The sequence below is a fragment of the Streptomyces sp. NPDC056373 genome, assembly GCF_042262425.1.
Lineage (GTDB): Bacteria > Actinomycetota > Actinomycetes > Streptomycetales > Streptomycetaceae > Streptomyces.
In genome coordinates, this window is record NZ_JBHJPX010000016.1 from 77,566 (window position 1) to 100,571 (window position 23,006).

18 protein-coding genes are annotated in these 23,006 nt (G+C 71.4%); 11 read left to right on the forward strand and 7 right to left on the reverse strand.

Annotation, left to right across the window (positions count from 1 at the left end; genetic code table 11):
- Window positions 1–4 precede the first annotated feature (4 nt).
- Window positions 5–535, forward strand: coding sequence for a toxin-antitoxin system, toxin component (locus tag ACFCXS_RS30375; protein WP_376646679.1), 531 nt, complete (start codon window positions 5–7; stop codon window positions 533–535).
- Between the two features lie 179 nt (window positions 536–714).
- On the forward strand, window positions 715–939 hold the full coding sequence (locus ACFCXS_RS30380) for a hypothetical protein (protein ID WP_031109019.1): 225 nt from the start codon (window positions 715–717) through the stop codon (window positions 937–939).
- Window positions 940–975: 36 nt separating this feature from the next.
- Here ACFCXS_RS30380 and ACFCXS_RS30385 read toward each other — a convergent pair whose 3' ends face one another.
- Entirely contained in the window at window positions 976–1,635 is a 660-nt protein-coding gene (locus ACFCXS_RS30385) for a 4'-phosphopantetheinyl transferase (RefSeq protein WP_376646558.1), read from the reverse strand.
- On the reverse strand, window positions 1,632–2,492 hold the full coding sequence (locus tag ACFCXS_RS30390) for a metallophosphoesterase family protein (protein ID WP_376646559.1): 861 nt from the start codon (window positions 2,490–2,492) through the stop codon (window positions 1,632–1,634). The genes ACFCXS_RS30385 and ACFCXS_RS30390 overlap by 4 nt, the downstream gene beginning before the upstream one ends.
- Window positions 2,493–2,749: 257 nt before the next feature.
- Here ACFCXS_RS30390 and ACFCXS_RS30395 point away from each other — a divergent pair, with 257 nt between their 5' ends.
- Window positions 2,750–3,886, forward strand: a complete 1,137-nt coding sequence (locus ACFCXS_RS30395; protein ID WP_376646560.1) for an ATP-grasp domain-containing protein — start codon at window positions 2,750–2,752, stop codon at window positions 3,884–3,886.
- A 4-nt stretch (window positions 3,887–3,890) separates the two neighbouring features.
- Here ACFCXS_RS30395 and ACFCXS_RS30400 read toward each other — a convergent pair whose 3' ends face one another.
- The 5 genes from ACFCXS_RS30400 to ACFCXS_RS30420 form a co-directional block, all read right to left on the reverse strand.
- Window positions 3,891–4,409 carry a cupin domain-containing protein gene (locus tag ACFCXS_RS30400; RefSeq protein WP_376646561.1) on the reverse strand — a complete coding sequence of 173 codons (519 nt, stop codon included), beginning with the start codon at window positions 4,407–4,409 and terminating at the stop codon, window positions 3,891–3,893.
- Between the two features lie 77 nt (window positions 4,410–4,486).
- Window positions 4,487–5,737: an alpha-L-fucosidase gene (locus ACFCXS_RS30405; protein ID WP_376646562.1), complete on the reverse strand. Its 1,251-nt coding sequence runs from the start codon at window positions 5,735–5,737 to the stop codon at window positions 4,487–4,489.
- Window positions 5,738–5,741: 4 nt separating this feature from the next.
- The gene (locus ACFCXS_RS30410; protein WP_376646563.1) at window positions 5,742–8,783 is read right to left on the reverse strand and encodes an alpha-mannosidase; all 3,042 of its coding nucleotides are present in this window, start codon (window positions 8,781–8,783) and stop codon (window positions 5,742–5,744) included.
- Window positions 8,784–8,840: 57 nt separating this feature from the next.
- The gene (locus ACFCXS_RS30415; protein WP_376646564.1) at window positions 8,841–10,181 is read right to left on the reverse strand and encodes a 6-phospho-beta-glucosidase; all 1,341 of its coding nucleotides are present in this window, start codon (window positions 10,179–10,181) and stop codon (window positions 8,841–8,843) included.
- Window positions 10,178–10,942 (reverse strand): DeoR/GlpR family DNA-binding transcription regulator, encoded by a 765-nt coding sequence (locus ACFCXS_RS30420; RefSeq protein WP_376646565.1) that lies wholly within the window; start codon window positions 10,940–10,942, stop codon window positions 10,178–10,180. Before ACFCXS_RS30420 ends, ACFCXS_RS30415 begins: the two co-directional genes overlap by 4 nt.
- Before the next feature lie 149 nt (window positions 10,943–11,091).
- Between ACFCXS_RS30420 and ACFCXS_RS30425 the strand changes: the two genes are divergently transcribed.
- From ACFCXS_RS30425 to ACFCXS_RS30460, 8 genes are all read left to right on the forward strand, one after another.
- Entirely contained in the window at window positions 11,092–12,147 is a 1,056-nt protein-coding gene (locus ACFCXS_RS30425) for a carbohydrate kinase family protein (RefSeq protein ID WP_376646566.1), read from the forward strand.
- Between the two features lie 43 nt (window positions 12,148–12,190).
- Window positions 12,191–13,468 (forward strand): extracellular solute-binding protein, encoded by a 1,278-nt coding sequence (locus ACFCXS_RS30430; RefSeq protein ID WP_376646567.1) that lies wholly within the window; start codon window positions 12,191–12,193, stop codon window positions 13,466–13,468.
- 126 nt (window positions 13,469–13,594) lie between these two features.
- Complete coding sequence (locus tag ACFCXS_RS30435; RefSeq protein WP_376646680.1) at window positions 13,595–14,479, forward strand: carbohydrate ABC transporter permease; 885 nt, start codon at window positions 13,595–13,597, stop codon at window positions 14,477–14,479.
- A complete protein-coding gene (locus ACFCXS_RS30440; protein ID WP_376646568.1) occupies window positions 14,476–15,324 on the forward strand; it encodes a carbohydrate ABC transporter permease in 849 nt (282 codons plus the stop codon). Before ACFCXS_RS30435 ends, ACFCXS_RS30440 begins: the two co-directional genes overlap by 4 nt.
- 123 nt (window positions 15,325–15,447) lie before the next feature.
- A complete protein-coding gene (locus ACFCXS_RS30445; protein ID WP_376646569.1) occupies window positions 15,448–16,434 on the forward strand; it encodes an alkaline phosphatase family protein in 987 nt (328 codons plus the stop codon).
- Complete coding sequence (locus tag ACFCXS_RS30450; RefSeq protein WP_376646570.1) at window positions 16,431–19,364, forward strand: glycoside hydrolase family 2 TIM barrel-domain containing protein; 2,934 nt, start codon at window positions 16,431–16,433, stop codon at window positions 19,362–19,364. Before ACFCXS_RS30445 ends, ACFCXS_RS30450 begins: the two co-directional genes overlap by 4 nt.
- A 59-nt stretch (window positions 19,365–19,423) precedes the next feature.
- The gene (locus ACFCXS_RS30455; protein ID WP_376646571.1) at window positions 19,424–21,259 is read left to right on the forward strand and encodes a LamG-like jellyroll fold domain-containing protein; all 1,836 of its coding nucleotides are present in this window, start codon (window positions 19,424–19,426) and stop codon (window positions 21,257–21,259) included.
- 19 nt (window positions 21,260–21,278) lie between these two features.
- Window positions 21,279–22,961 (forward strand): PHP domain-containing protein, encoded by a 1,683-nt coding sequence (locus ACFCXS_RS30460; protein WP_376646572.1) that lies wholly within the window; start codon window positions 21,279–21,281, stop codon window positions 22,959–22,961.
- Window positions 22,962–23,006: the final 45 nt, after the last annotated feature.

The following is a 23,006-nucleotide window of genomic DNA, read 5'->3' on the forward strand; positions in this document are numbered from 1 at the left end:
GGAAATGCGCCGTCTGTGCGGCGAGCTGGTCGCGGAGCTGACCCTCCCCGCGCCGGCTCGGCCCGAGGAGCTCTACTCCGCCCTGTGCGACGGCATGAGCAGACGCCGCGGCCGCCCCGTGCGCTTCCGCACGGCCGCGTTTCCGCCCGGGACCGCCAGCGGGCTCTGGCTGGACATGGCCGAGCAGGACCTGGTCGTGATCGAGGAACGCACCGCTCCCGATCACCAGTTGGTGATCCTGGGCCATGAGCTGTGGCACATGAAGGCGGGCCACTGCTCCCACCACGTCGAGGGCGCGGCCGTCGCGGCCAGGCTGCTCGACGACGGGGCCGACCTCCAGGCGACCGTGCTGAAGGTCGCCGCGCGCACCCGTTTCGACCTCGACGACGAGCGGGAGGCCGAGAGCTTCGGCCTGCTGCTGGCCAGCAAGTGCCGGGCCTGGCTCGCCGGTTCGTCCTCACGGGGACCGGTGCAGCGGGACCACCTGGCGGGGCGGATCGAGGCGTCGCTGGGGTACCGCGGACCGCAGGGCTGACGGGCCGCACCGTGCGGCGACGTGGGGCGGTCCGCCTCCGCCGAGCGGGCGAACCGGAGGGCGACGGGACCGGATTGTCAGTGGTGGACGGCAAGCTGGAGGTGCGCCATCGCGGTTGCGGGGCGTACGCGCCCGCGAGGGCGCGGGAGAGACGACGCCGACACGGGGAGAACCGACCGATGCCCACCGCCGTTCTGACCGATCGTGAACGCACCGCCGTCCAGGCCTATCTGCGGCTGCTGCACACCGTCCGGGCCGCCTTCGACCTGGAGGGCAGCCCGCCGCTCGTCCCGCCCGCGGTCCTCGCCGAGGCGGAGCAGGCCCTGGAGCGCGCCGGACTGACCGGCAACGAGGAGGCGTTCTTCCGCCTCCTGGAGAACTGGTGTCCTGAGCCCGGCCCCTGACCGGGAGTGCCACGGGGCGGGTGCCGGGGAGCGGGGTCAGGTGTGCGGTACGGCGATCGCCGTCGCGATCAGGCCCCGTCCCGTCGTCCAGCGGCCGTCGAAGTGGCCGAGGCGGCGGGCGCCCACCCAGGGCCCGGGGACGAGCAGCTCCGCACGGAAGGTGCCGTCGGCGGCGAGCTCGATGTCGGCCTCCATGAAGTCCAGCCACTTCCCGGTGAGGGGGAACCACGCCTTGTAGACGGACTCCTTCGCGCTGAACAACAGGCGGTCCCAGTGCACGTCGGGGCGTTCTGCCGCAAGCCGTCGCAACCGGTCGGCCTCGGCCGGCAGGGACACGGACTCCAGGACACCTTCGGGCAGCGGGCCGTGGACCTCGGCGTCGATACCGAGGGACGCCAGGTCGGTGGCGCGGACCAGCGCGGCGGCGCAGTAGCCGTCGCAGTGGGTCATGCTGCCGGTCAGTCCGGCCGGCCAGCCGGGGGCGCCGCGTTCCCCGGGCAGGAGCGGCTGCGGCTCGACGCCGAGCTTCTCCATGGCCCGGCGGGCGCAGGAACGCACGACGGCGAACTCCCTGCGCCGCTTGTCGACCGCCCGTGTCAGCAGGGCCGCCTCCTCGGGGTACAGCGCAGCGTCCGCGTCCTCGTACCCGTACGCCTCGACGCCGACCACCGTCTCCGGCAGCAGTTCCCCGATCATCGCTGTTCGTCCTCCCCCGGCAGGATCCTCCGCAGCCGCCCCGGCGGCCGGGACCGTTTGCTCCACTCGCGTGGATAGCCCACCGACACCTCCTCGAAGCGCACGCCCTCGTGGACGGTGCTGCGGGGGATGTGCAGATGGCCGTAGACCATGGTGTGCACGCGGAACCTGCGGTGCCAGTCGGCGGTCAGGTCCGTGCCGCACCACATGGCGAACTCCGGGTGCCACAGCACGTCCATCGGGTGCCGGTGCAGCGGGTAGTGGTTGACCGGGATCACCGGCAGGTCGCCGGGCAGTTCGGCGAGCCGGCGTTCGGTCGCGGCGACCCGGGCGCGGCACCAGTCCTCCCGGCTCGGGTACGGGTCGGGGTGCAGCAGGTACTCGTCGGTGCACACGATGCCGGTGCCCTGCGCGTACTCCAGGCCCTGCTCCTTGGTGGTGCAGCCGGCCGGCAGGAACGAGTAGTCGTACAGCAGGAACAGCGGGGCGACGGCCACCGGGCCGCCGGGGCCCTCCCAGACGGGGTAGGGGTCCTCGGGTGTCGTCACGCCGAGTTCGCGGCACATCTCGACCAGGTACTCGTACCGGTCGACGCCGCGCAGGGTGACGGCGTCGCTCGGATGGCTCCACAGCTCGTGGTTGCCGGGCACCCAGACGACCTTGCGGAAGCGGCCCGCGAGCGTCTTCAGGGCCCAGCGGATGTCCGCCACGGTCTCCGCGACGTCCCCGGCGACGAGCAGCCAGTCGTCGTCCGTCCCGGGCCGCATGTCCTCCACCAGGGCGCGGTTCTCCGGATAACCGATGTGCAGATCGCTGATGGCCAGCAGTTGTGCGGCGCCATCGGCCGTCGACGTCACTTCAAGCCCCCTCAGCGCACCCCGGACGTCACCAAGAGATCACATTCGTGAGACCGGGACAAGAGCCGTCCGAGGGCCGGGGCGGGAGAATTCCTTCACACGCGCGTTGCACGAGGGGGCCCGCCGAAGCCGTATGATCTGGCCCAACACCACCGCTACGAACTTCCCTTTCACAGGGGCGGTTTGGTGTCCCTTCCCTTCTCCTGCCCGGGCACGGGCTGCTCAGCCCTGCCCGCGAACCGTGAAAGGCGGCCTGCATGGTCTCTCGCGTACGCGTCTGGCTCAACCGCACGTACGCGGAGAACGTGTTCTTCATGGATCAGCTGCGGAGAAATCCCAGCGACCGGGCCGTCGAGATCCACGCCACCCACGGCGACCCCGACTCGCCGGTGCTGGCCGCCGCCGACACCGCCGAGCTGGAGCCCGAGAACCTGTCCCCCGCCGGGTACGTCGAGTTCGCGCTGGACCAGTGCGCGCGGCGCGGCATCGACGTGTTCGTGCCCCGGCTGCACCAGTCGGCGATCGTGGCGCACCGGACCGAGTTCGAGGCGGCCGGCACGGCGGTGCTGGCGCCGCCGCCCGAGGCCGTGGCCGTCTTCCACGACAAGGTGATCGCCTACGAGGCGGTCCAGGCGATCGGTGTGCCGGTGCCGCCGTGGTACCGGGTCCGCTCCGAGGACGAACTCGTCGCGGCGGTCGAGGAGTTGGAGGCGGGCGGGCACAAGGCGTGCCTCAAGCCGGCGTCCGGGGCGGGCGGGGTGGGCTTCCGCGTGATCACGCGTACGCCCTTCTCGCTGACGCAGCTGAGCGGGTTCCCCAGCCCGTATGTACCGCTCGATCTCGTGCTTCAGGCGCTGCGGCAGGGTGAGGAGCCGGTGGACTGGCTGGTGATGCCGCGGCTGGAGCAGCCCGAGGTGTCGGTCGACTGCCTGACCGGCCCGGACAACCGGGTCCGGCTCGTGGTGGGCCGTACCAAGAACGGCCGCCGCCGGGGCTTCACCCTGCACGAGCAGTGGCTGGACCCGGCCCGGCGGATCGCCGAGGGCTTCGGGTTGCACTACCTGTCCAACATCCAGTTCCGGATGTTCGGCGACCGGCCGGTGCTCATGGACGTCAACACACGCCCGGCCGGCGGACTGCACCAGCTGTCCCAGTGCGGTGTCAACGTCCCCTGGGCCGCGGTGCAGCTGGCGCTCGGCGAGGACCCGGGCGAGATGGTCCCGCCGTTCCTGGGCCAGGACTACACGGTGGTGTCGGGGCCGCGTCCGCTGCGGCCGGTGTCGCTGCCGCAGCAGCGGACCGAGGCGACGGAGCCGCTCCCGGCGGTACCCGCGCCCGCCGCGGCCGAGCAGTCCGGCGCCGTCGGGGCGGCGGCCCAGGCGCTGCGCCTTTGAGGCATCAGATTCTTGCCGCGAGCGCCTCGCGCCAGACGGGGCTGTCGACGTAGTGGTTGTCGAAGCGTTCCGAGGAGTCCTTGATCTCCTGCGGGTCGGCCTCGCCGCGCATCACCCGGCCCAGGAGCCGCAGGTAGTCGAAGCGTCCCGCGCCCGGAGTGAAGACGAACAGCACGTCTGCCGTCGCACCGGGCGCGGCGGCGAAGGCGTGCGGCGTGTGCGGCGGCACCAGCAGGAAGTCGCCGGCCCTCAGCACGGTGATCTCCTCGCCCACCAGCACCTGGAGCGCGCCGTCGATGACGTAGAACATCTCGGACGCCTCGGTGTGCAGGTGGGCGGGGGCGCCGACGGCGCCCTCCGCGAACGTCGAGCGGTAGCTGGTGAGCCGCCCTCCGGTGTTCCCGGAGTCGGCGAGGAGGGTCATCACGCTGCTGGGGTCGCGTGTCGTCTCGGCCTCGGCGGCGCGGGTGAGGACCGGTGCGAAGCCGCTGCTGTTTCCCGTTGCGTTCTGTGTCGTCGTCATGAGAATGACCCTACGGAGCCGGGCGACCCACGGCAGGGGGCATTCGGATGCCGTTTTCGTGGGTCAATTCGACGCCGTCAGAAGCGGCCTCCGCCCCGGTACAGCTCCAGTTCTCCTTCCAGCTCCACAGCGAGCACCGTGGCGTGCGGGTCGAGGTCCGAGGCTGTCGGGGGTTCGATCCAGAGGATGCCGGGGGTCTCGTGGAGGCCGCCGGTGACGCTGTGGGCCAGTTCGGTGCCGGTGCCCAGGACCGAGACACGGCGGACCTCGCTGAGCAGGCCCCGGACGTTGATCTCGGCGCGCGGGGCGTCGAAGAGGGTCAGATAGAGGGTGAGGCGGTCCTTGGAGAGGGTGCTCGGGCCGTAGTGGTGGCCCGGCGGGAGTCCCCGCACCGTGCCGTACACGGCTTCGGCGTGCCGGGCGATCCAGTCGCCGAGCCCTTCCAGCCGCCGCGCCTGCTCGTCCGTGATCGTGCCGTCCTCCCGCGGGCCGACGCTGAGCAGCAGGTTGCCTCCGCCGCCGATGGTCTCCGTGAAGTAGCGGATCAGCTGGTCGACGGACTTGTGGTGATGGTCGTGATGCTGGTGCCCCCAGGAGTCGTTGATGGTGAGGCACAGCTCCCAGGGGCCCTCCGGCGGGAGGACGGGGGCGCCCTGCTCGGGGGTGGCGTAGTCGCCCTCGCTGAGCATCCGGGCGTTGAGGACGACGTCCGGCACCTCGGAGCGGATCAGGGCGGCGAGTTCGGGGATGCGCCACTGCTCCTCGCTGCGGTCCCACTCGCCGTCGAACCACAGCAGGTCCGGCCGGTAGCGGTGGGTGAGTTCGCGGATCTGGCCGTCGCGGTAGGCGAGGAACCTCTCCCAGGCCTGGAGGTCCTCGAACTCGGCGGCGACCTCGGAGTAGCGGTTGTCCTCCAGCTCCGGCGGACGGCCGGGCTTGCGGGTGGAGGCGTAGTCGGGGTGGTTCCAGTCGGAGTGGGAGTAGTAGAGGCCGACCCGGAGGCCCTGCTCGCGCAGGGCCTCCGCATAGCCGCCGATCAGGTCACGGCCCACGTTCAGGTCGCCGTGCGCCGTGTCCCACAGGGCGACCCCGTCGTGATGACGGCTGGTCAGGACGGCGTACCTGGCGCCGGCCCGCGCGAAGAGCCTCGCCCAGTCGCGCGGGTCGTAACGGGCGGCCGTGAACCGGTCGAGCTGGGACATGTACCGGTCGTGCGGAACGATGTCGTCGTAGAACGACCAGGACTCCTGGACGCCGTCGACGGCGTAGATGCCCCAGTGGACGAAGATGCCGAGCTTGGCGTCCTCGAACCACGGCTGCATGGCCATGAGGTCAGCCCCTTCGCAGGCGCAGGGTCAGGATCTGGAAGGGCCGCAGCGTCAGGGCGACGGCCCCGTCGGTGATCTCCGCCTCCTCCTGCGGGCGTTCCAGCAGGTCGGTGATCTGGGCGCCGGCGAGCGGGAACCCGGTGCGCAGGGTGCCGGTGGCGCGGCCGCCGCGGGACTCGTAGAGCCGTACGACGACATCGCCGGAGGCGTCGTCGGCGAGCTTGACGGCCTCCACGGTGATGCCCGCGCCCTCGGCGGAGACCACCGGTGCGGGGGCGCCGGCCGCGTCGGCCACCCGCAGCGGCAGGTTGAGGGCATAGCCCTCGGCGACGGCATCCTCGATGGTCGCGCCGGGCAGCAGCGCGTAGGTGAAGTGGTGGCGGCCCTGGTCGGCCTCGGGGTCCGGGATGCGCGGGGCGCGGACCAGGCTGAGGCCGACGGTGGTCGTGGTGCCGCCGTCCTCGCGGACCGTGCGGGAGACGTCGTGGCCGTACGTCGAGTCGTTGATGACGGCGACGCCGTAGCCGGGTTCGCCGAGGTGCACCCAGCGGTGGCCGGAGACCTCGAAGCGGGCCGCCTCCCAGGTGGTGTTGGTGTGGGTGGGTCGCTGGATGTGGCCGAACTGGATCTCGGCGGAGGAGTGCGAGGCCTTGATGTCGACGGGGAAGCCCGCCTTGAGGATCTTCTCGGCCTCGTGCCAGTCGATGTCCGTCTCGATGTCGATGCGGGGGCTGCCGGCGCGGACGGTGATCGTCTGGGTGATCGTGGAGCCCTTGCCGAAGGACCGCTCGACGCGGATCGCACCGATCAGCGGGTCCTGTTCGACGACCGTGACGGACGAGGCGTCCAGCAGGTCGGTGTAGCGGTTCTTGTAGTGCTTGTCGATGTCCCAGGCGTCCCAGTAGTTGGGCAGGTCCGTGTGCAGGCGGAGCAGGTTGCCGGGCTCGGCGAGGACCTCGCGGCCGGCGCGCAGGTCGCGGACGGAGGACAGGGTGCCGTCTCCGGCCACCTCCACACGGACCAGACCGTTGTCGAGGACCAGGCCGTCGACCGTGACGGGCTGCGGGGGCGCGGAGTCGGCGAGGGGCGCGGAGCCGTTCGCGGGCACCTCCACGTACACCGGTGCGCCGTCGGCCGCGCGGACCACGTCGGCGCGGTCGTAGGGACTGGTGTTGAAGGCGCGGGGTGCGCCGGTGCCCAGCGCAGCCACCGCCTGCGCGGTCAGGGCGTGCAGCTCCTGCGCGACGCGGGCGTACTCGGCCTCGGCCTCGCGGTGCACCCAGGCGATGGAGGAGCCGGGCAGGATGTCGTGGAACTGGTGCAGCAGCACCGTCTTCCAGAGCCGGTCCAGCTTCTCGTGCGGGTAGGTGTAGCCCGGGGCGTGCAGGGCGGCCGTGGTCGCCCAGAGCTCGGCCTCGCGCAGGAGGTGCTCGGAGCGGCGGTTGCCCTGCTTGGTGCGTGCCTGGGAGGTGTAGGTGGCGCGGTGCAGCTCCAGGTAGAGCTCGCCGACCCACACGGGTGCGTCCGGGTACTCGGCGCGGGCCTTGGCGAAGAACTCGTCGGGGTGCTCGACGACGACCTTCGCGGAGCCCTCCAGGTCCGCCAGCCGGCGGGCGCGTTCCATGATCTCGCGGGTGGGGCCGCCACCGCCGTCGCCCCAGCCGAAGGGGGCCAGGGAGCGGGAGGCGCCGCCCTTCTCGGCGTAGTTGCGGACCGCGCGGGACATCTCCACGCCGCTGAAGCGGGCGTTGTAGGTGTCGACCGGCGGGAAGTGGGTGAAGATCCGGGTGCCGTCGATGCCCTCCCACCAGAAGGTGTGGTGGGGGAAGGTGTTGGTCTGGTTCCAGGAGATCTTCTGGGTGAGGAACCACTCGTTGCCGGCGAGCTTGGCGAGCTGGGGGTAGGCCGCGTTGTAGCCGAAGGAGTCCGGCAGCCACACGCCCTTGGTCTCGATGCCGAAGTGCTCGATGAAGAACCGCTTGCCGTGCACGAACTGGCGGGCGACGGCCTCGCCGCCGGGCAGGTTGCCGTCGGACTCGACCCACATGCCGCCGACCGGCGCCCACTGGCCGTTCTTGACCGACTCCTGGATGCGGGCCCACACCTTGGGGTAGTTGTCGCGCACCCACTCGTACTGCTGTGCCTGGGAGCAGGCGAAGATGAAGTCGTCGTACTCGTCGGCGAGCGAGGTGACGTTGGAGAAGGTGCGGGAGGTCTTGCGCTTGGTCTCGCGGATCGGCCAGAGCCAGGCGGAGTCGATGTGGGCGTGGCCGACGCCGGAGATCGTGTGCGCGCTGGCGTGCGCGGGCCTGGACAGGACCGGCTTCAGTGCTTCGCGTACCGCGGCGGCCGAGCCGGAGACGTCGTCCAGGTCGAGGAGGTCCATCGCCCGGTCGAGGGCGTGTGCGATCTCGTGCCGGCGCGGGTCGTGCTCGCCGAGCTCCAGCATCAGCTCCCGCAGCACCTGCACGTCGAGGTCGAGGTGCCAGACCTCCTCGTCGAGGATCGCGATGTCGGCGCTGCGGAAGGTGTAGAGGGGCTTGTCGCCCGCGGTGAGCTTGTCGCCGAGCCAGGTGACCTTGGAGAAGTTGTCCGCGAGGATGTCCGGGTTGGAGGCGGCTTCGACCAGGTAGTCGACCGTCTCGCCGCCCTGTGCGGGGTTGGCGATCGCGACGTACTGGTTGAGCGGGTTGACGGCCTTGAGGGGGGTGCCGTCCGTGAGGTGGACGAGGGCCTCGGCCTGGTTGCCGGGCCAGTCGCCGACGAAGCCGAGGTCGATGACGGCCTCGACGCGCTTTCCCGCCCACTCGGCGGGCACCTGCCCGCGCATGCGGAACCAGGTGGTGCCCCAGGGCGGCCCCCAGGGGGTGCCCATGGTGAACGGCTCGTACGGGGCGGCGGCGGCCTCCTCGAACGGGACCGGCTCCCCCGGGGCCTGCCAGGCCTCCACCTCGAAGGGGACGGTGGCCGCGTAGATCGCGGACTTGATGCGCTGGTCGTGAAGGCGCTGCACGCGCTCCTCGATGCGGCGGCTTTCGTCGTGCATGGGATGTCTCCAGGAAGCGGGGGAAGAGCGGCGGGGAAAGCGCTTACCTCTCGGTGCTCACCTAAGGTACGCCAGCCCGGGGTGGACCTCGGTATAGCCCTCCACCAGCCTGCGGGCCACGTTGACGGAGTCGACGAGCGGGTGCAGGGCGAAGGCCTTCACGGCGGTCGTGCGGGATCCGGAGTCGGCGGCGGCCAGCACTTCGCGCTCGACGGCCTTGACCGCGCAGACCAGGCCCGTGGCGTGGTCGGGCAACGGGTCCACGGTGACGGGGTGGGCGCCGTTGGCGTCGACGAGGCAGGGCACCTCGATGACGGCGTCGGTGTCGAGAACCGACAGCGTGCGCTGGTTGCGCACGTTGAGGATCAAGGTGGTGCGCTCGTCCCGGGCGATCGCCCGCATCAGCGCGAGGGCCACCTTCTCGTAACCGCCGGACAGGTCGTCCTCGTCGCGATCACCGGCGCCCGCGGTCTCGCGGTTCTCGGCCATGTACGTGGCCTCGCGCTCGGCCCGGGTGCGGTCCCAGACCGTGAGGGCGGGGGCGTGCGGGTTCTTCATCTCGGCGTAGAAGCGGGCCTGCTGGTCGTGCAGGAAGGCGCCGCGGGTCTTCTCGGCCTGCTGGTAGGCCCGGACGGCCTCGCGGTTGAAGTAGTAGTAGTGCAGGTATTCGTTGGGGATCGCGCCGAGGGAGCGCAGCCAGTCGACGCCGAAGAGCTTGCCCTCCTCGAACGAGCCGAGCAGGTCGGGGTCGGCGAGCAGGCGCGGAAGCTCGTCGCGCCCGGCGACGCTCAGGCCCCGCACCCAGCCCAGGTGGTTGAGGCCGACGTAGTCGATCCACGCCTGCGCCGGGTTCTCCACGCCGAGCACCCGGGCGATGCGGCGGCCGAGACCGACCGGGGAGTCGCAGATGCCGATGACGCGGTCGCCGAGGTGGCGGGACATGGCCTCGGTGACCAGTCCGGCCGGGTTGGTGAAGTTGATGACCCAGGCGTCGGGGGCGAGCCGGGCCACCCGCCGCGCGATGTCGACGGCGACCGGGACCGTGCGCAGGCCGTAGGCGATGCCGCCCGCGCCCACCGTCTCCTGGCCCAGCACTCCTTCGGCCAGGGCCACGCGTTCGTCGTTCGCCCGTCCCTCCAGACCGCCGACCCGGATCGCGGAGAACACGAAGTCCGCGCCGCGCAGGGCGTCGTCGAGGTCGGTGGTGGCGCTCACCTCGGGCGCGTCGGGGACACCGGCCGCCTGTTCGGCGAGGACCCGTGTCACCGCCGACAGCCGTCCGGCGTCCAGGTCGTGCAGCACGACGTGGGTCACCCGGCCCTCGGCGTGGTCCTGCAGAAGTGCCCCGTACACCAGCGGCACGCGGAATCCGCCGCCGCCCAGAATCGTCAGCTTCACGCTTGCACCTTTCCCGCCACGACCACCTCGACGCCCGCCTCCTGGAAGGAGGCCCGCGTCGCCGCGTCGACCGGCTCGTTCGTCACCACCGCGTCCAGGTCCTCGGGACCGCAGACCTTCGCCATCCCGTGCCCGGGGAACTTCGCCGCGTCGGCGAGCAGCACCACCTTCTCGCCCGCCTTGATCATGGCCCGTTTGACCGGAACCTCCACGACCGTCGTGTCCATGACCTGCCCGCCGGGCCGCACCCCGCTGGTGCCGAGGAAGAGCCAGTCGGCGTGCAACTGGCGCAGGTTGTCCTCGGTGAGGAAGCCCACCAGGGAGCGGTACTCGCGGCGGACCATGCCGCCGAGCAGGACCAGCTCGATGCCCTCGTCGTCGGCGAGCTCCTCGTAGACCACCAGGTTGCTGGTGATCACGGTGAGCCGGCGGCCGTGCAGCTGCCGGGCCAGCCGGTAGGCCGTCGTCCCGATGTCCAGCAACACCGACTGACCGTCCCTGACCATCGCTGCGGCACGTTCGGCTATGGCGTCCTTCTCGGTGACGCGCACCTCGGCGACCTCGGCGAAGGGCTGGTCGCCCTCCTCCACGACGGCGCCGCCGTGCACTCGCGTGAGCAGTCCGTCTTCTTCCAGTTTGACCAGGTCACGCCTGATTGTGGCGGGACTCACCCCCAGCTGCTCCGAGAGGTCGGTCACGGCCGCGGGCCCACCGGCACGCAGGGCCCGCAGGATGAGTTGGTGTCGTCGTTCAGCCAGCACGGCGTGCACATTACTCGTCATCTTCAATCATCGCCATGCTTATTTCTGCTCGGGTATTGACCAATCTCGCTGAGCGGCGCACGATTCCGGTCACCGAAATGAAGAGTTTTGACGATCTCCGTCGAAGCCGCGAGCGAGAGGACACATCCGTGGACGACGACCGGCCCGATGTGCTGCTGACCGGGCTGCTCTTCTACGACCTCGTCCTCACGGGGCTCGGCAGGCCGCCCACACCGGGCGAGGAGATCTGGACCGGGGGCATGGGCTGCGGCCCGGGCGGCATCGCGAACCTCGCCGTCGCCGCCTCCCGCTTCGGCCTGCGTACGTCCCTGGCCACGGTGTTCGGCGACGACTTCTACGGCGAGCACTGCCGGGACGTCCTGTGCGACCAGGAAGGCGTCGACCTCTCGCTCTCGCGCACGGCCGACGGCTGGCCGACCCCGGTCACCGTCTCCGTCGCCTACGGTCACGACCGGGCCCTGCTCACCCACGGCCAGGAGCCGCCGTACTCACAGGACGCGCTGATGGGCGACCCGCCCGACGCGCGGACCGCCCTGGTGCACCTCGAGGCCCGCCCGCGCGAGTGGCTCGCCAAGGCCTCCGCGAACGGCACGCAGATCTACGCCGACGTCGGCTGGGACCCCACCCAGGAGTGGCCGACGGCCCTCCTGGAGCAGCTTTCCCTGTGCCACGCCTTCCTCCCCAACGAGACCGAGGCGATGGCCTACACCCGCACCGACAGCGCACTGGCCGCGCTCGGCACGCTCTCGGAGCTCGTGCCGGTCGCCGTGGTGACCCGGGGCGGGTACGGCGCCATCGCCGTCGACCAGATCACCGGCGAGTACGCCGAGGTGCCGGCCCTGAACACCGACGTCCTGGACGCGACGGGCGCCGGCGACGTCTTCGCCGCGAGCTTCGTCGCGGCCTCCCTCGGCGGCTGGCCGCTGGCGGAGCGGCTGCGGTTCGCGGTGCTCGCGGCCGGGTTGTCCGTCCGGCACCACGGTGGTGCCCTCGCGGCCCCCGGCTGGTACGGCATCAGCCGCTGGTGGCGCCGCTCCCTGAGCGACCCCGGACTGCGACGCGCCTACGGCTTCCTGGCCGACCGCGTCCCGGCCGATCCCGGGCCGCCCGTCCACCACGCCCCCGTCACCCCGCCCGCCCCTCACCTCCCCGTCGGTCCGCGCGCCTGTGAAGGGCCGCTCTGACCCTCCCCCTCTCCACGTCGAACAGGAACAACAGGAGTCACCCGTGGACCTTTCTCGCAGAGGCTTCCTCCAGGCCGCCGCGCTCACCGCGGCCGCCTCCGGCCTGACCGTCGCCTGCGGCGGCGGCTCCGGATCGGCCGGCAGCAAGAACGGCAAGAACCTCACCTTGTGGTACTGGGGAGGCGCGCTCAGCGACAAGGTGGTCGCCGAGGCCAAGTCGCACTTCAGCGGCCAGGTGAAGCTGACCGCCGCCTCCATAGGCGGCGACTTCAAGCAGAAGCTGACCACCACCCTCGCCGCGGGCGCGTCCGTGCCCGACATCACCGGCATCAAGGGCGAGGACATGGCGTCCTTCCTGCCCAACGCGGGCCGCTTCCTCGATCTGAACGACCTGGGCTTCAAGAAGATCGCGTCCCAGTACCTGGACTGGAAGACGAAGCTGGCCCGGACCGAGGACGGCAAGCAGATCGGTTTCCCGATCGACATCGGCCCGACCGCCCTCTTCTACCGCGCGGACCTGTTCGACAAGGCCGGACTGCCCACCGACCCCGGCAAGGTCGCCGCCCGGGCGGGGACCTGGGAGGAGTACTTCGCGCTCGGCACCGAGCTGCACAAGAAGGTGCCGGGTACCTACCTGGTCAACAACATCGGCTCGGTCTTCAACATGGCGGTCGGACAGGGCACCGAGCGGTTCATCGACAAGGACAACCACTTCATCGGCGACCAGGACCACATCCGCAAGGCGTGGACCACGGCGGTCCGCCCCTACACCCTGGGGCTCGACGCCAAGATCAACGACAACACCTGGAACGCCGCCGTCGGCAAGACCCTGACCACCGAACTCGGTGCCGCGTGGCACGCCCTGGACATCGAGCAGGCCGCCCCGAAGACCAAGGGCAAGTGGCGGGTCTGCGCGATGCCCGGCGGACCGGCCAACCAGGGCGGCTCCTACCTGGCCCTGCCCAAGCAGTGCCGGAATCCGGAAGAGGCGTTCAAGATCATCAGCTGGATCCTCAGCCCGGAGAACGACGCCCGCGGCTTCACCGACGCCGCCATCTTCCCCGCGGCACCGGCGGCCTACTCCATGCCGGCCATGACGGGCGGTGACCCGTTCTTCGGCGGGCAGAAGATCATCGAGGTCTTCGGCCCGGCCGCCAAGGCCATCCCGTCCAGCTACGAGGCACCCGCCGACGCCGCCGTCATGGCGCCTTTCATGACCGAGCTGTCCAGCATCGAGGCCAAGGGCAAGAAGCCCGACGACGCCTGGAAGGACGCGGTCGCCCAGGCCAAGCAGATCGCCCGGCGCCAGGGGGTGAGCTGAGCGATGGCCTCCCCTCCGGTCACCGGTGCCGCCGCGGTGCCCCGGCACCACGGCCGGCCCGGCCCGGCCCGCTTCCGACCGCGGCGCACGCCGCCCGCGGACACCGTGCGGCCTGGGCGTCGCGGTGTGCTGTCGCACTGGCGGCAGTACCTGGCGATCTCGCCCTTCTTCCTGATCTTCGGCGTCTTCTCGTTCTTCCCGGTCTTCTACTCGCTCTACCTCGCCTTCCAGCGCTGGGACGGCCTGGGCACCGTGCAGTTCGTGGGCCTGCAGCAGTTCACGTTCCTCTGGGACGACCCGGTCTTCTGGCTGTCGATCCGCAACACCCTGGTGATCTGGGTGCTGTCCACGGTCCCCACCCTGTTCGGCGCCCTGGTGCTGGCGACGCTGCTGCATTCGGTGCGCCGCTTCAAGGGCTTCTACCGCATCGCCCTGTACATACCGAACGTCACCTCGATCGTCGCCGTGTCGATCTTCTTCGGCGCCGTGTTCAGCAACAACTTCGGCCTGGTCAACGCGATCCTGGGCACGGTCGGCATCCCGCCCGTCCCGTGGCTGAGCAATCCGTGGCTGATCAAGCTGGTCATCGCGCTGCTGATGACCTGGATGTGGACCGGCTACAACATGATCATCTACCTGGCCGGCCTGCAGGCCATCCCCACCCAGATCTACGAGGCGGCCAGGCTGGACGGGGCCGGACCGATCCGGACGTTCTTCCGGATCACCGTGCCGATCATGCGGCCCATCATCCTGTTCACCGTCGTCATCTCGACCATCAACGGACTGCAGAGCTTCAGCGAACCCCAGGTCCTGTTCGGCAGCAACGCCGCCAACCCCAACCTCGGCGGTCCCGGCCAGGCGGGCCTGACCACGCTCCTGTACTTCTACCAGTCGGCCTTCGTGAACAACGACTACGGCTACGGCGCGGCCATCGTGTGGGCCTTCTTCGTACTGATCATGGTGCTGGTCGTCATCAACTGGCGTGTCGTCCAGCGCGGGAGGAAGTCATGACCGCAGTGGCCCCGAGGCGGTCCCGGCGCCCCAAGGGCCTGACCGCGCACGTCGTCCTCGCCCTGGCCGTCCTGATCTCGGTGTTCCCGTTCGTGTGGACGATCGTCATGGCGACGAACACCACCGAGGACATCTACAAGAGCCCGCCGAAGCTGACCTTCGGCTCCCACCTGCTGGAGAACGTCCGGCACGTGCTCGACACCATCGACTTCTTCGGGTCGATGCTGAACACGCTCGTCGTCGCGACCGTCACGACCGTCCTGGTCCTGTTCGTCGACTCCCTGGCGGCGTTCGTCTTCGCCAAGTTCGACTTCCCCGGCCGCAAGGCGCTGTTCGCCATGCTGGTGGGGTTCATGATGCTGCCGCTCCAGCTGGCCGTCCTGCCGCAGTTCATCCTCATGTCCGACATCGGCTGGGTCGGCACGCTCAAGGCCCTGGTCCTGCCCGCCCTCGCCAACGCCTTCGGCATCTTCTGGCTGCGCCAGTACATCGAGAACGGCGTGCCGGACGAACTGCTCGACGCCGCGCGCATCGACGGCGCGGGATTCCTCCGCCAGTACTGGAACATCGTGCTGCCGATGATCAGGCCCGCGCTGTCCTTCCTCGCCATCTACGCCTTCGTCGGCGCCTGGAACGACTACATCTGGCCGCTGATCGTCCTCAACGACCCGAGCCACCTCACCCTCCAGGTGGCCCTGGCCCAGCTCCATGTCGGCCACACCACCGACTACAGCATGGTCATGGCCGGTGTGCTCATGGCGTCCGTGCCCCTGGTCGTCGTCTTCACGCTCTTCGCCCGCGGCTTCATCGCGGGCGCGACGGAGGGGGCGGTGCAGGGCAGTTGAGCGCCCGAAGGGTGGCGCCCCGTAAGGGGCGCGGGGAACTGCGCGACCAGCCACCGCAGGCGCGCAGCCGAGAACCGGCGGTCGGTCCCGAGCTCGTAGTAGTCACAGAAGAAGGGCACCCCCGTGACGGACGTCAACACCGAGGCCCGACGCCCCAAGGTCCTCGTCGTCGGCATGGACGGCCTGCGCTACGACCGGCTGACCCGCTCCCCCTCCACCGCACCCGTACTGCACGGCCTGATGGCCACGGGCTCCCACGGAACGAGCATGCTCCCCTACGGCCGGGCCGACGACGAGCCCTCGGCCGGCACGGCCTACACCGACTCCGGCCCCGGCTGGTCGAGCATCCTCACCGGCGTGTGGCCCGAGCGCCACGGCGTCACCGGCAACGACTTCAAGGGCGCCGACTACGCCCGCTACCCCGACTTCCTGACCCGCGCCGCCACCGCCCGTCCCGGTCTGCGCACGGCGGCCGCGGTGTCCTGGCCGGCCCTGGTCCGCCGGGGCACCCTCGGCCGGGCCATCGGCCGACGGGTGCGGTACAACGGCGAATCCCGGGGCTACGAGAAGGCGGACCGCCGCGTCGCCCGCACCGCCCTGCGCTGGCTCACCAAGGGCGACCCGGACGCCTTGTTCGTGTACTTCGGCGCCACCGACGAGGCGGGCCACGCCACCGGACCCCTCTCCCCCGCCTACGACCGGGCCCTCCTCGCGCAGGACACCCACCTCGGGCTCCTGCTGGACGCGATCGACGCCCGGGCGTCGGATCCCGGACGCGCCCGGGAGCTCTGGACCGTGCTGATCACCACCGACCACGGTCACCTCGACTCCGGCGGCCACGGCGGCGACTCGCGTGCCGAACGCGAGGTCTTCGTCGCCCTCGCCGAGTCCGGCGGCCCCGGAGGCCTCCGGCACACCGAACCCGGCGGGCCCGGAGGCACCCCGCTCGACACGCCCCGCGGGCACGTGGGCACCCCGCTCGACACGCCCCGCCTCGTCGACATCGCCCCCACCGCCCTGGACCGTCTCGGCATCCCCGTCGACCCCGCCTGGGGCCTGCAGGGCCGCGTCCTGCCCCGTCCCACCGCACCGACTCCGGAATGGCCATGACCGACGAACGTCCCGATCCCCTGATCGCCCTGCGTCCCTGGGAGGCCCCCGAGGTGACCTCCTGGGGCCGGCTGCCGATGAGCGCCGTCGACCGGCGCCCCGGAGCGCTCTCGCTCGACGGCGACTGGCGCTTCCAGCTGCTGCCCGCGCCCGACGCCCCGCTCGGCAAGGTCTGGTCGTCGTCGTGCGTCCCCGGTGTCTGGACCGTGCAGGGCACGGACGACCTGCCGCGCTACCTGAACGTCCGCATGCCGTTCCCCGAGTTCCCGCCGCACGTGCCCGCCGCCGACCCGACCGGCGTGTACGAGCGGCCCGTGGACGTGCCGGCCGAGTGGGCCGGGCGGCGGATCGTGCTGCAGGTCGGGGCCGCCGAGAGCGTGCTGCTGGTGCATGTGGACGGGCGGCCCGCCGGGATCTCGAAGCACTCGCATCTGGCCGCCGAGTTCGACCTGACGGGCCTGGTGCGGCCCGGGGAGCAGGCCACCGTGCGCCTGACCGTCGTGAAGTGGTCGGACGCCTCGCACATCGAGGACCAGGACCAGTGGTGGCACGGCGGGATCACCCGCTCGGTGCTGCTGTACGCCGTCGACCCGCTGCACCTGGCGGACGTGACCGTGCGGGCCCGGCGGGACGGCGACCTGCGGGTGGACTGCCGGGTGCGGGACGCGGGCGGGGCGCTGCCCGAGGGCTGGTACGTCAGCGGGGAGCTGGCGGGGCACCCGCTCACGCAGGACGCGGAGTTCGACCGCGTCAACGCCGAGGACGACCGGGTCTCCGGCTTCCTCGGCGAGGCCCGGCTGCGCGCCACCGTGCCTCAGGTGCGCACCTGGAACGCCGAGACGCCCGAGCTGTACGGCCTGACGGTCCGCCTGCACCGAGCCGACGGCACGGTCGCCGACACCTCCCGGCACCGCGTCGGCTTCCGTGACGTCGAGATCTCCGGACGGGACCTGCTGGTCAACGGCGAGCGCGTGTTCATCCGGGGCGTCAACCGGCACGACTTCCACCCGCTGACCGGGCGGACGGTGACGTACGACGACATGCGCGCGGACCTCGTCCTGCTGAAACGGTTCGGCTTCAACGCGATCCGCACCGCGCACTACCCGAACGACCCGGCCCTGTACGACCTGGCGGACGAGCTCGGGTTCTACGTCGTCGACGAGGCGGACATCGAGTCCCACGACCACGCCCACGAGATCGCCGACGACCCGCGCTACCTGAACGCCTTCGTGGACCGCGTCTCACGAATGGTGCTGCGGGACAAGAACCACCCGTCCGTCATCATCTGGTCGCTGGGCAACGAGTCCGACTACGGTGCGAACCACGACGCGGCGGCGGGCTGGGTACGCCGCCACGACCCGACCCGGCCCGTGCAGTACGAGGGGGCAGCCAAGCGCGGCTGGGCCGATCCGGACGTGGCCTCCGACATCGCCTGCCCGATGTACGCCCCGTTGGAGGAGTGCCTCGCGCACGCCCTGTCCGGGACACAGACCAAGCCCCTCGTCCAGTGCGAGTACTCGCACGCCATGGGCAACAGCAACGGCACGCTGGCGGACCATTGGGAGGCCATCGAGAGCACCCCGGGTCTTCAGGGCGGGTTCATCTGGGAGTTCTGGGACCACGGCATCCTCCAGCGTGTGAACGACGGCAGACCGGCCGGGCGTGGGGGCGCCGGGCTGTATGACAACGGTGTCGCCGCGCCCGGGTACCGCTGGGCGTACGGCGGCGACTTCGGTGAGACCGACCACGACGGCGCCTTCATCGCCGACGGGGTCGTCTTTCCCGACCGCACGCCCAAGCCCGTGATGTTCGAGCACCGGGAGATCGCCGCGCCGGTGCGTATCGAGTCCTTCCGGCATGAGGGCGTGGTCCTGCGCAACCACCAGCACTTCAAGAGCCTGGACTGGCTGTCCGGCGAGTGGGAGCTGTCCCTCGCCGACGGCACGACCCTGACGGCTCCGGCCGAGCTGCCCGAGCTGCGGCCCGGCGAGAGCGCCGCGGTGCCGCTGCCGCTCGCGCTGCCGGCGGACGGCGGCGAGGCGTGGCTGACGCTGCGGGTCACGACCGCCCGGGACGAGCCGTGGGCACCGAAGGGCACGGTCGTGTGCCTGCCGCAGGTGCGGTTGCGAGCGGCGCTCCCGGTCGAGCACATCCCCGCCCCGGACCGTCCGGTGGAGGTCGACGAGGACGGGCTGCTGGTCCATCCGCTGCTGACGGCCGCGCCCACGCTGTCACTGTGGCGGGCGCCGACCGACAACGACGAACTGGGCGGCATGGCGGCCCGCTGGCGGGACCTGGGGCTGGACGCGCCCGCCCGCGAGGTCGTCTCCGTGCGGCGCGAACCGGGCCGGGTGACCGTCGTGTCCGACTACCTCTGCGCGGGCGGGACCGTCCGGCACGAGCAGGTGCTGACGGCCGTGGCGGACGGGCTGCTCGTCGAGGAGTGCGCCGAACTGCCCGAGGCGCTGTACGACGTGGCGCGGGTGGGGACCGTGTTCGAGACGGCCGCCGGACCGAACCTCCTTCAGTGGTTCGGGCAGGGCCCCTGGGAGTCGTACCCGGACCGGGCCGCGGGCGCGCCGGTCGGCCACCACCGCCTCCCGGTGGACGAGTTGTTCACACCGTATCTGCGGCCCCAGGAGAGCGGCGGGCGGCACGGCGTGCGCCGGTTCACCCTGTCCGCGCCCGGCGCGGGCGGTCTCGCGGTGCGGCTGGACCGGCCCCGTCAGGTGTCCGTGACCCGCCATCGCGCCGCCGGCCTCGCGGCCGTCGCGCATCATGACGAACTGGTGCCGCGGGCCGGGTGCGTGGTGCACATCGACGCGGCACACCGCGGACTCGGCACGGCGTCGTGCGGGCCCGACACCTTCACCTCCTATCTGGTGCCGGCCGGCGTCCATCGCTGGAGCTGGACGCTGCGCGTTCTTTGAGGCCCCCGCCCCCTCTCCGTCACCCCCTTCACCCCTCTCAGTCACCCCATGGAGCACCCATGTGCGTTTCGCATGACCACGACCCGGGCGAAGCGCCCCAGGCCGGTGCCGGAAGACGCGGTTTCCTCCGCGCCACCGCGCTGCTCGGCGCGACGGCCGCCGCGATGAGCGCGCTGCCGGGCGCCACCGCGCAGGCGGCGCCCGCGCGCCGTCGTCCCGACCCGGGCAGCCGCCGCTTCACCCTCGCGGTGATGCCGGACACGCAGTACCTCTTCGACGGTCCGAGCATCGACGGGGCTCCGGTGGAGGCGTCGCTGCGCTATCTGCTGGAGCACGGCGAGGAGGAGAACATCGTCTTCCTCTCCCACCTCGGCGATCTCACACAGAACGGCGCGAAGGAGGAGTTCGCCGCGATCGGCAAGGCCTTCGGGCTGCTGGACCGGCGGGGTGTCGGCTACAGCGTCCTGGCCGGCAACCACGACGTGAAGTCGTCGACGACCGACCAGCGCGGCGCGACCCCGTATCTGGACGCCTTCGGGCCGCGGCGGTTCGAGGGCAAGCCGACGTTCGGCGGCGCCTCCCCGGACGGCTACAACACCTGGCACCGGTTCGAGGCGGGCGGCCGGGAGTGGCTGGTGCTCGCGCTGGACTGGCGGCTGTCGCCGCAGGGTTACGCGTGGGCGAAGGGCGTCCTGGCGAAGCACCCGAAGACACCGGTGATCCTCACGACCCACGAGCTGGTCGTCGAGGACGACACGCTGTCCGACTACGGGCAGCAGCTGTGGGACCAGCTGATCGAGGACCACGACCAGATCTTCCTGGCCCTCGGCGGGCACTACTGGCCCGCCGGACGCGCGACACGGAAGAACGCGGCCGGACACGACGTCCATCTGCACCTGACGAACTATCAGAACCGCTACTTCGGCGGTGCGGCGATGATCCGTCTCTACCGCTTCGACCTGGACCGGGGCGTCATCGACGTGGAGACCCTCTCGCCGTGGATCCTGGGCCGGGCCGCGAAGGGGCTCAACGAGCTGGAGCGGCAGGAGATGGAGCTGAGCGGCGACGCGGACCGGTTCTCCGTCGAGATCGACTTCGAGGAGCGCTTCTCGGGCTTCGCGCCCGTGCCCGCCCGTCCGGCCCGGTCCGTCTCGAAGATGCTCCTGCCGGACACCGTGGCGTACTGGCGCTTCGAGAAGCCCGTCGACGGCACGGCCGGCACGGTCCGCGACCTGTCCGGGCGGGGCAACGACCTCTCCCTCGTCACGGTGGACGGCGGCACGCTGGGCTGGTCGGCCGACCACCACCCCGACCAGCCGGGCCACGGCAGCCTGGAGTTCCAGGGTTTCAAGTCCCCGCTGAAGGGCGCCTACCTGCGCACGGTCGAAGGCGCCCCGCTGAACAGGGCCACCTTCGAGGACGGTTACACCATCGAGGCGTTCTACCGGCTGCCCGCCGACTGGGACCCGGACCACAACGCCTGGTCGGGTCTGGTCTCCCGCACCGGCACGGGTGGCGCCGCGGGGAAGACCGCCGACGACCCGGACGAGCCCCTGGCCACGCTGTCGCTGTCCAACGACCGTGAGCCGCAGTGGGCGATGCGCCCGCTGAACCAGCAGGGCATCGCCACCAACTGGGGCCAGGAGACGCCGCTGGAGACCTGGTGGCACCTGGCGGTCGTCAACGACGGCAGGCACACCACGCTGTACGTCGAGGGCTGCCCGGCGGTCCGCAACCCCAAGGCGCCCGCGGTCGGGGTCGCCTCCGTCGGGCTCCCCTGGCTGCTGGGCGGCTACGAGTACGGCGGGAAGATCGACCAGATCTTCCACGGAAGGCTCGGCGACGTCCGGATCGTCGCCCGGGCGCTGCCCGTCACCTCCTTCATGAACCACTGATCCCGAAGGGCCCACGATCATGACCGAGCAGCGACTGCCCGCCTGGGCCGATCCGTCCGTCTCCCCCGCCGCCCTCGATCCGCAGGGCGTCTCCCGCCGCGGGCTGCTGCGCCGCGCAGGCCTGTTCGGCGCCGCTTTCGCCCTCGGCTCGGCGGCGACCTCCCGGACACCCGCCCTGGCCGCCGGTGACAGCGCCCGGCCGGGAGGCGAGGACCCGCACCTCGCCTACGTCGTCGGCGACCACCACATCCACTCCGTCTACAGTCACGACGCCAAGTACACCTTCTCCCAGCTGGCCGCGAAGGGCGCCGAGTACGGGCTGGACTGGATGGTGTTCACCGAGCACTCCAACTTCGGGCACGCCGACTTCGGGGCCGCGATGGAGCACGGGGAGATCCTTAAGGCACGGGCGCAGAACCCGCGGCAGCTGATCTTCCAGGGCCTGGAGTGGTACATCCCGGCCGCCGAGCACTGCACGGTGTTCACCGCGCCCGGCCCGCACGAGGTCGACGTACTGACCCGCTTCGAGAGCGCCTACGACGGCAAGCTCCTCGCCTACGACAAGGGCGGCCCCGCCGACGCGGACACCGCCCGCAACGAGGCGCACGCCGTCGAGGCCATCAAGTGGCTGGCCCGGCAGCGTCGTTCGGGCTACGTCGACGACGTGCTGGTGCTGGCCAACCATCCGATGCGCCTCGGCATCGACTCCCCGCACGAGATGCGCGCCTGGCGGGACGCGGCGCCCGAGATCATGATCGGCATGGAGGGCGCGCCCGGTGCGCAGGGCGCGGCCATCCCTGGCTGGCGCGGCGCCACCTCGGTCCGCGGCGAGTACGAGAACAAGCCCTCCGCGCAGTCCTGGCCCGGTTACCCCGCGGACGCCTACCTCACCTACGGCGGTTTCGACTGGGCGACCGCGACCGTCGGCGGCCTGTGGGACTCGATGCTCGCCGAGGGCCGGCTGTTCTCGGTCACCACCAACTCCGACGCCCACCGGATCGTCTTCGACACCTGGAGGAACGGCGACTGGCAGCCCGGGCAGACCTTCGACAACACCGGGAAGCTGCCCGACCCGGTGAACACCGGAACTCCGCAGCCGGGCAGCGACTTCTGGCCCGGCCAGTTCAGCCGTACGCACGTGGGCGTGACCCGCTACGGCTACCGCGCGGTGATGGCCGGGATGCGGGCGGGCCGGGTCTGGCTCGACCACGGGCATCTGCTCGACGGGCTCGACGTCCGCCTGACCCGGGACCACGACCGGGGCCGGGGCGTGACGCTCGGCGGCCGGCTGCGCGTCCGCAAGGGCGAGAGGCTCACCCTGAACGTCACGGTGACGACCGCCTCCCGGCCCAACCCGCAGGGGATCCTGCCCGGGCTGGCGCATGTGGACGTCATCCGCGGCGCGGTGCGCGGGCCGGTCGCCGACCGCGACGCCTGGCAGGCTCCCGACACGCGGGTCGTCCGGACCGAGGACGTCTCCGGCCGCAAGGGCACCTACACCCTGCGCGTCCCCCTGACCGCCGGCGCGGAGTCCTTCTACGTCCGGCTGCGCGGCAGCGACGGCAACCGCAACGGCGCCGGCTACCTGGGCGCCTCGGCCGACCCCCACGGGCCCGTCCCGCACGCGCCCGGGGACGGTGATCCGTGGGCGGACACCTGGTTCTACTCGAACCCGGTGTTCGTGGACGTCGAAGGGTCCTGACCCGGCGTACCAGCAGGTCACCGAGGGAGGGAGCGGAGGTACGGT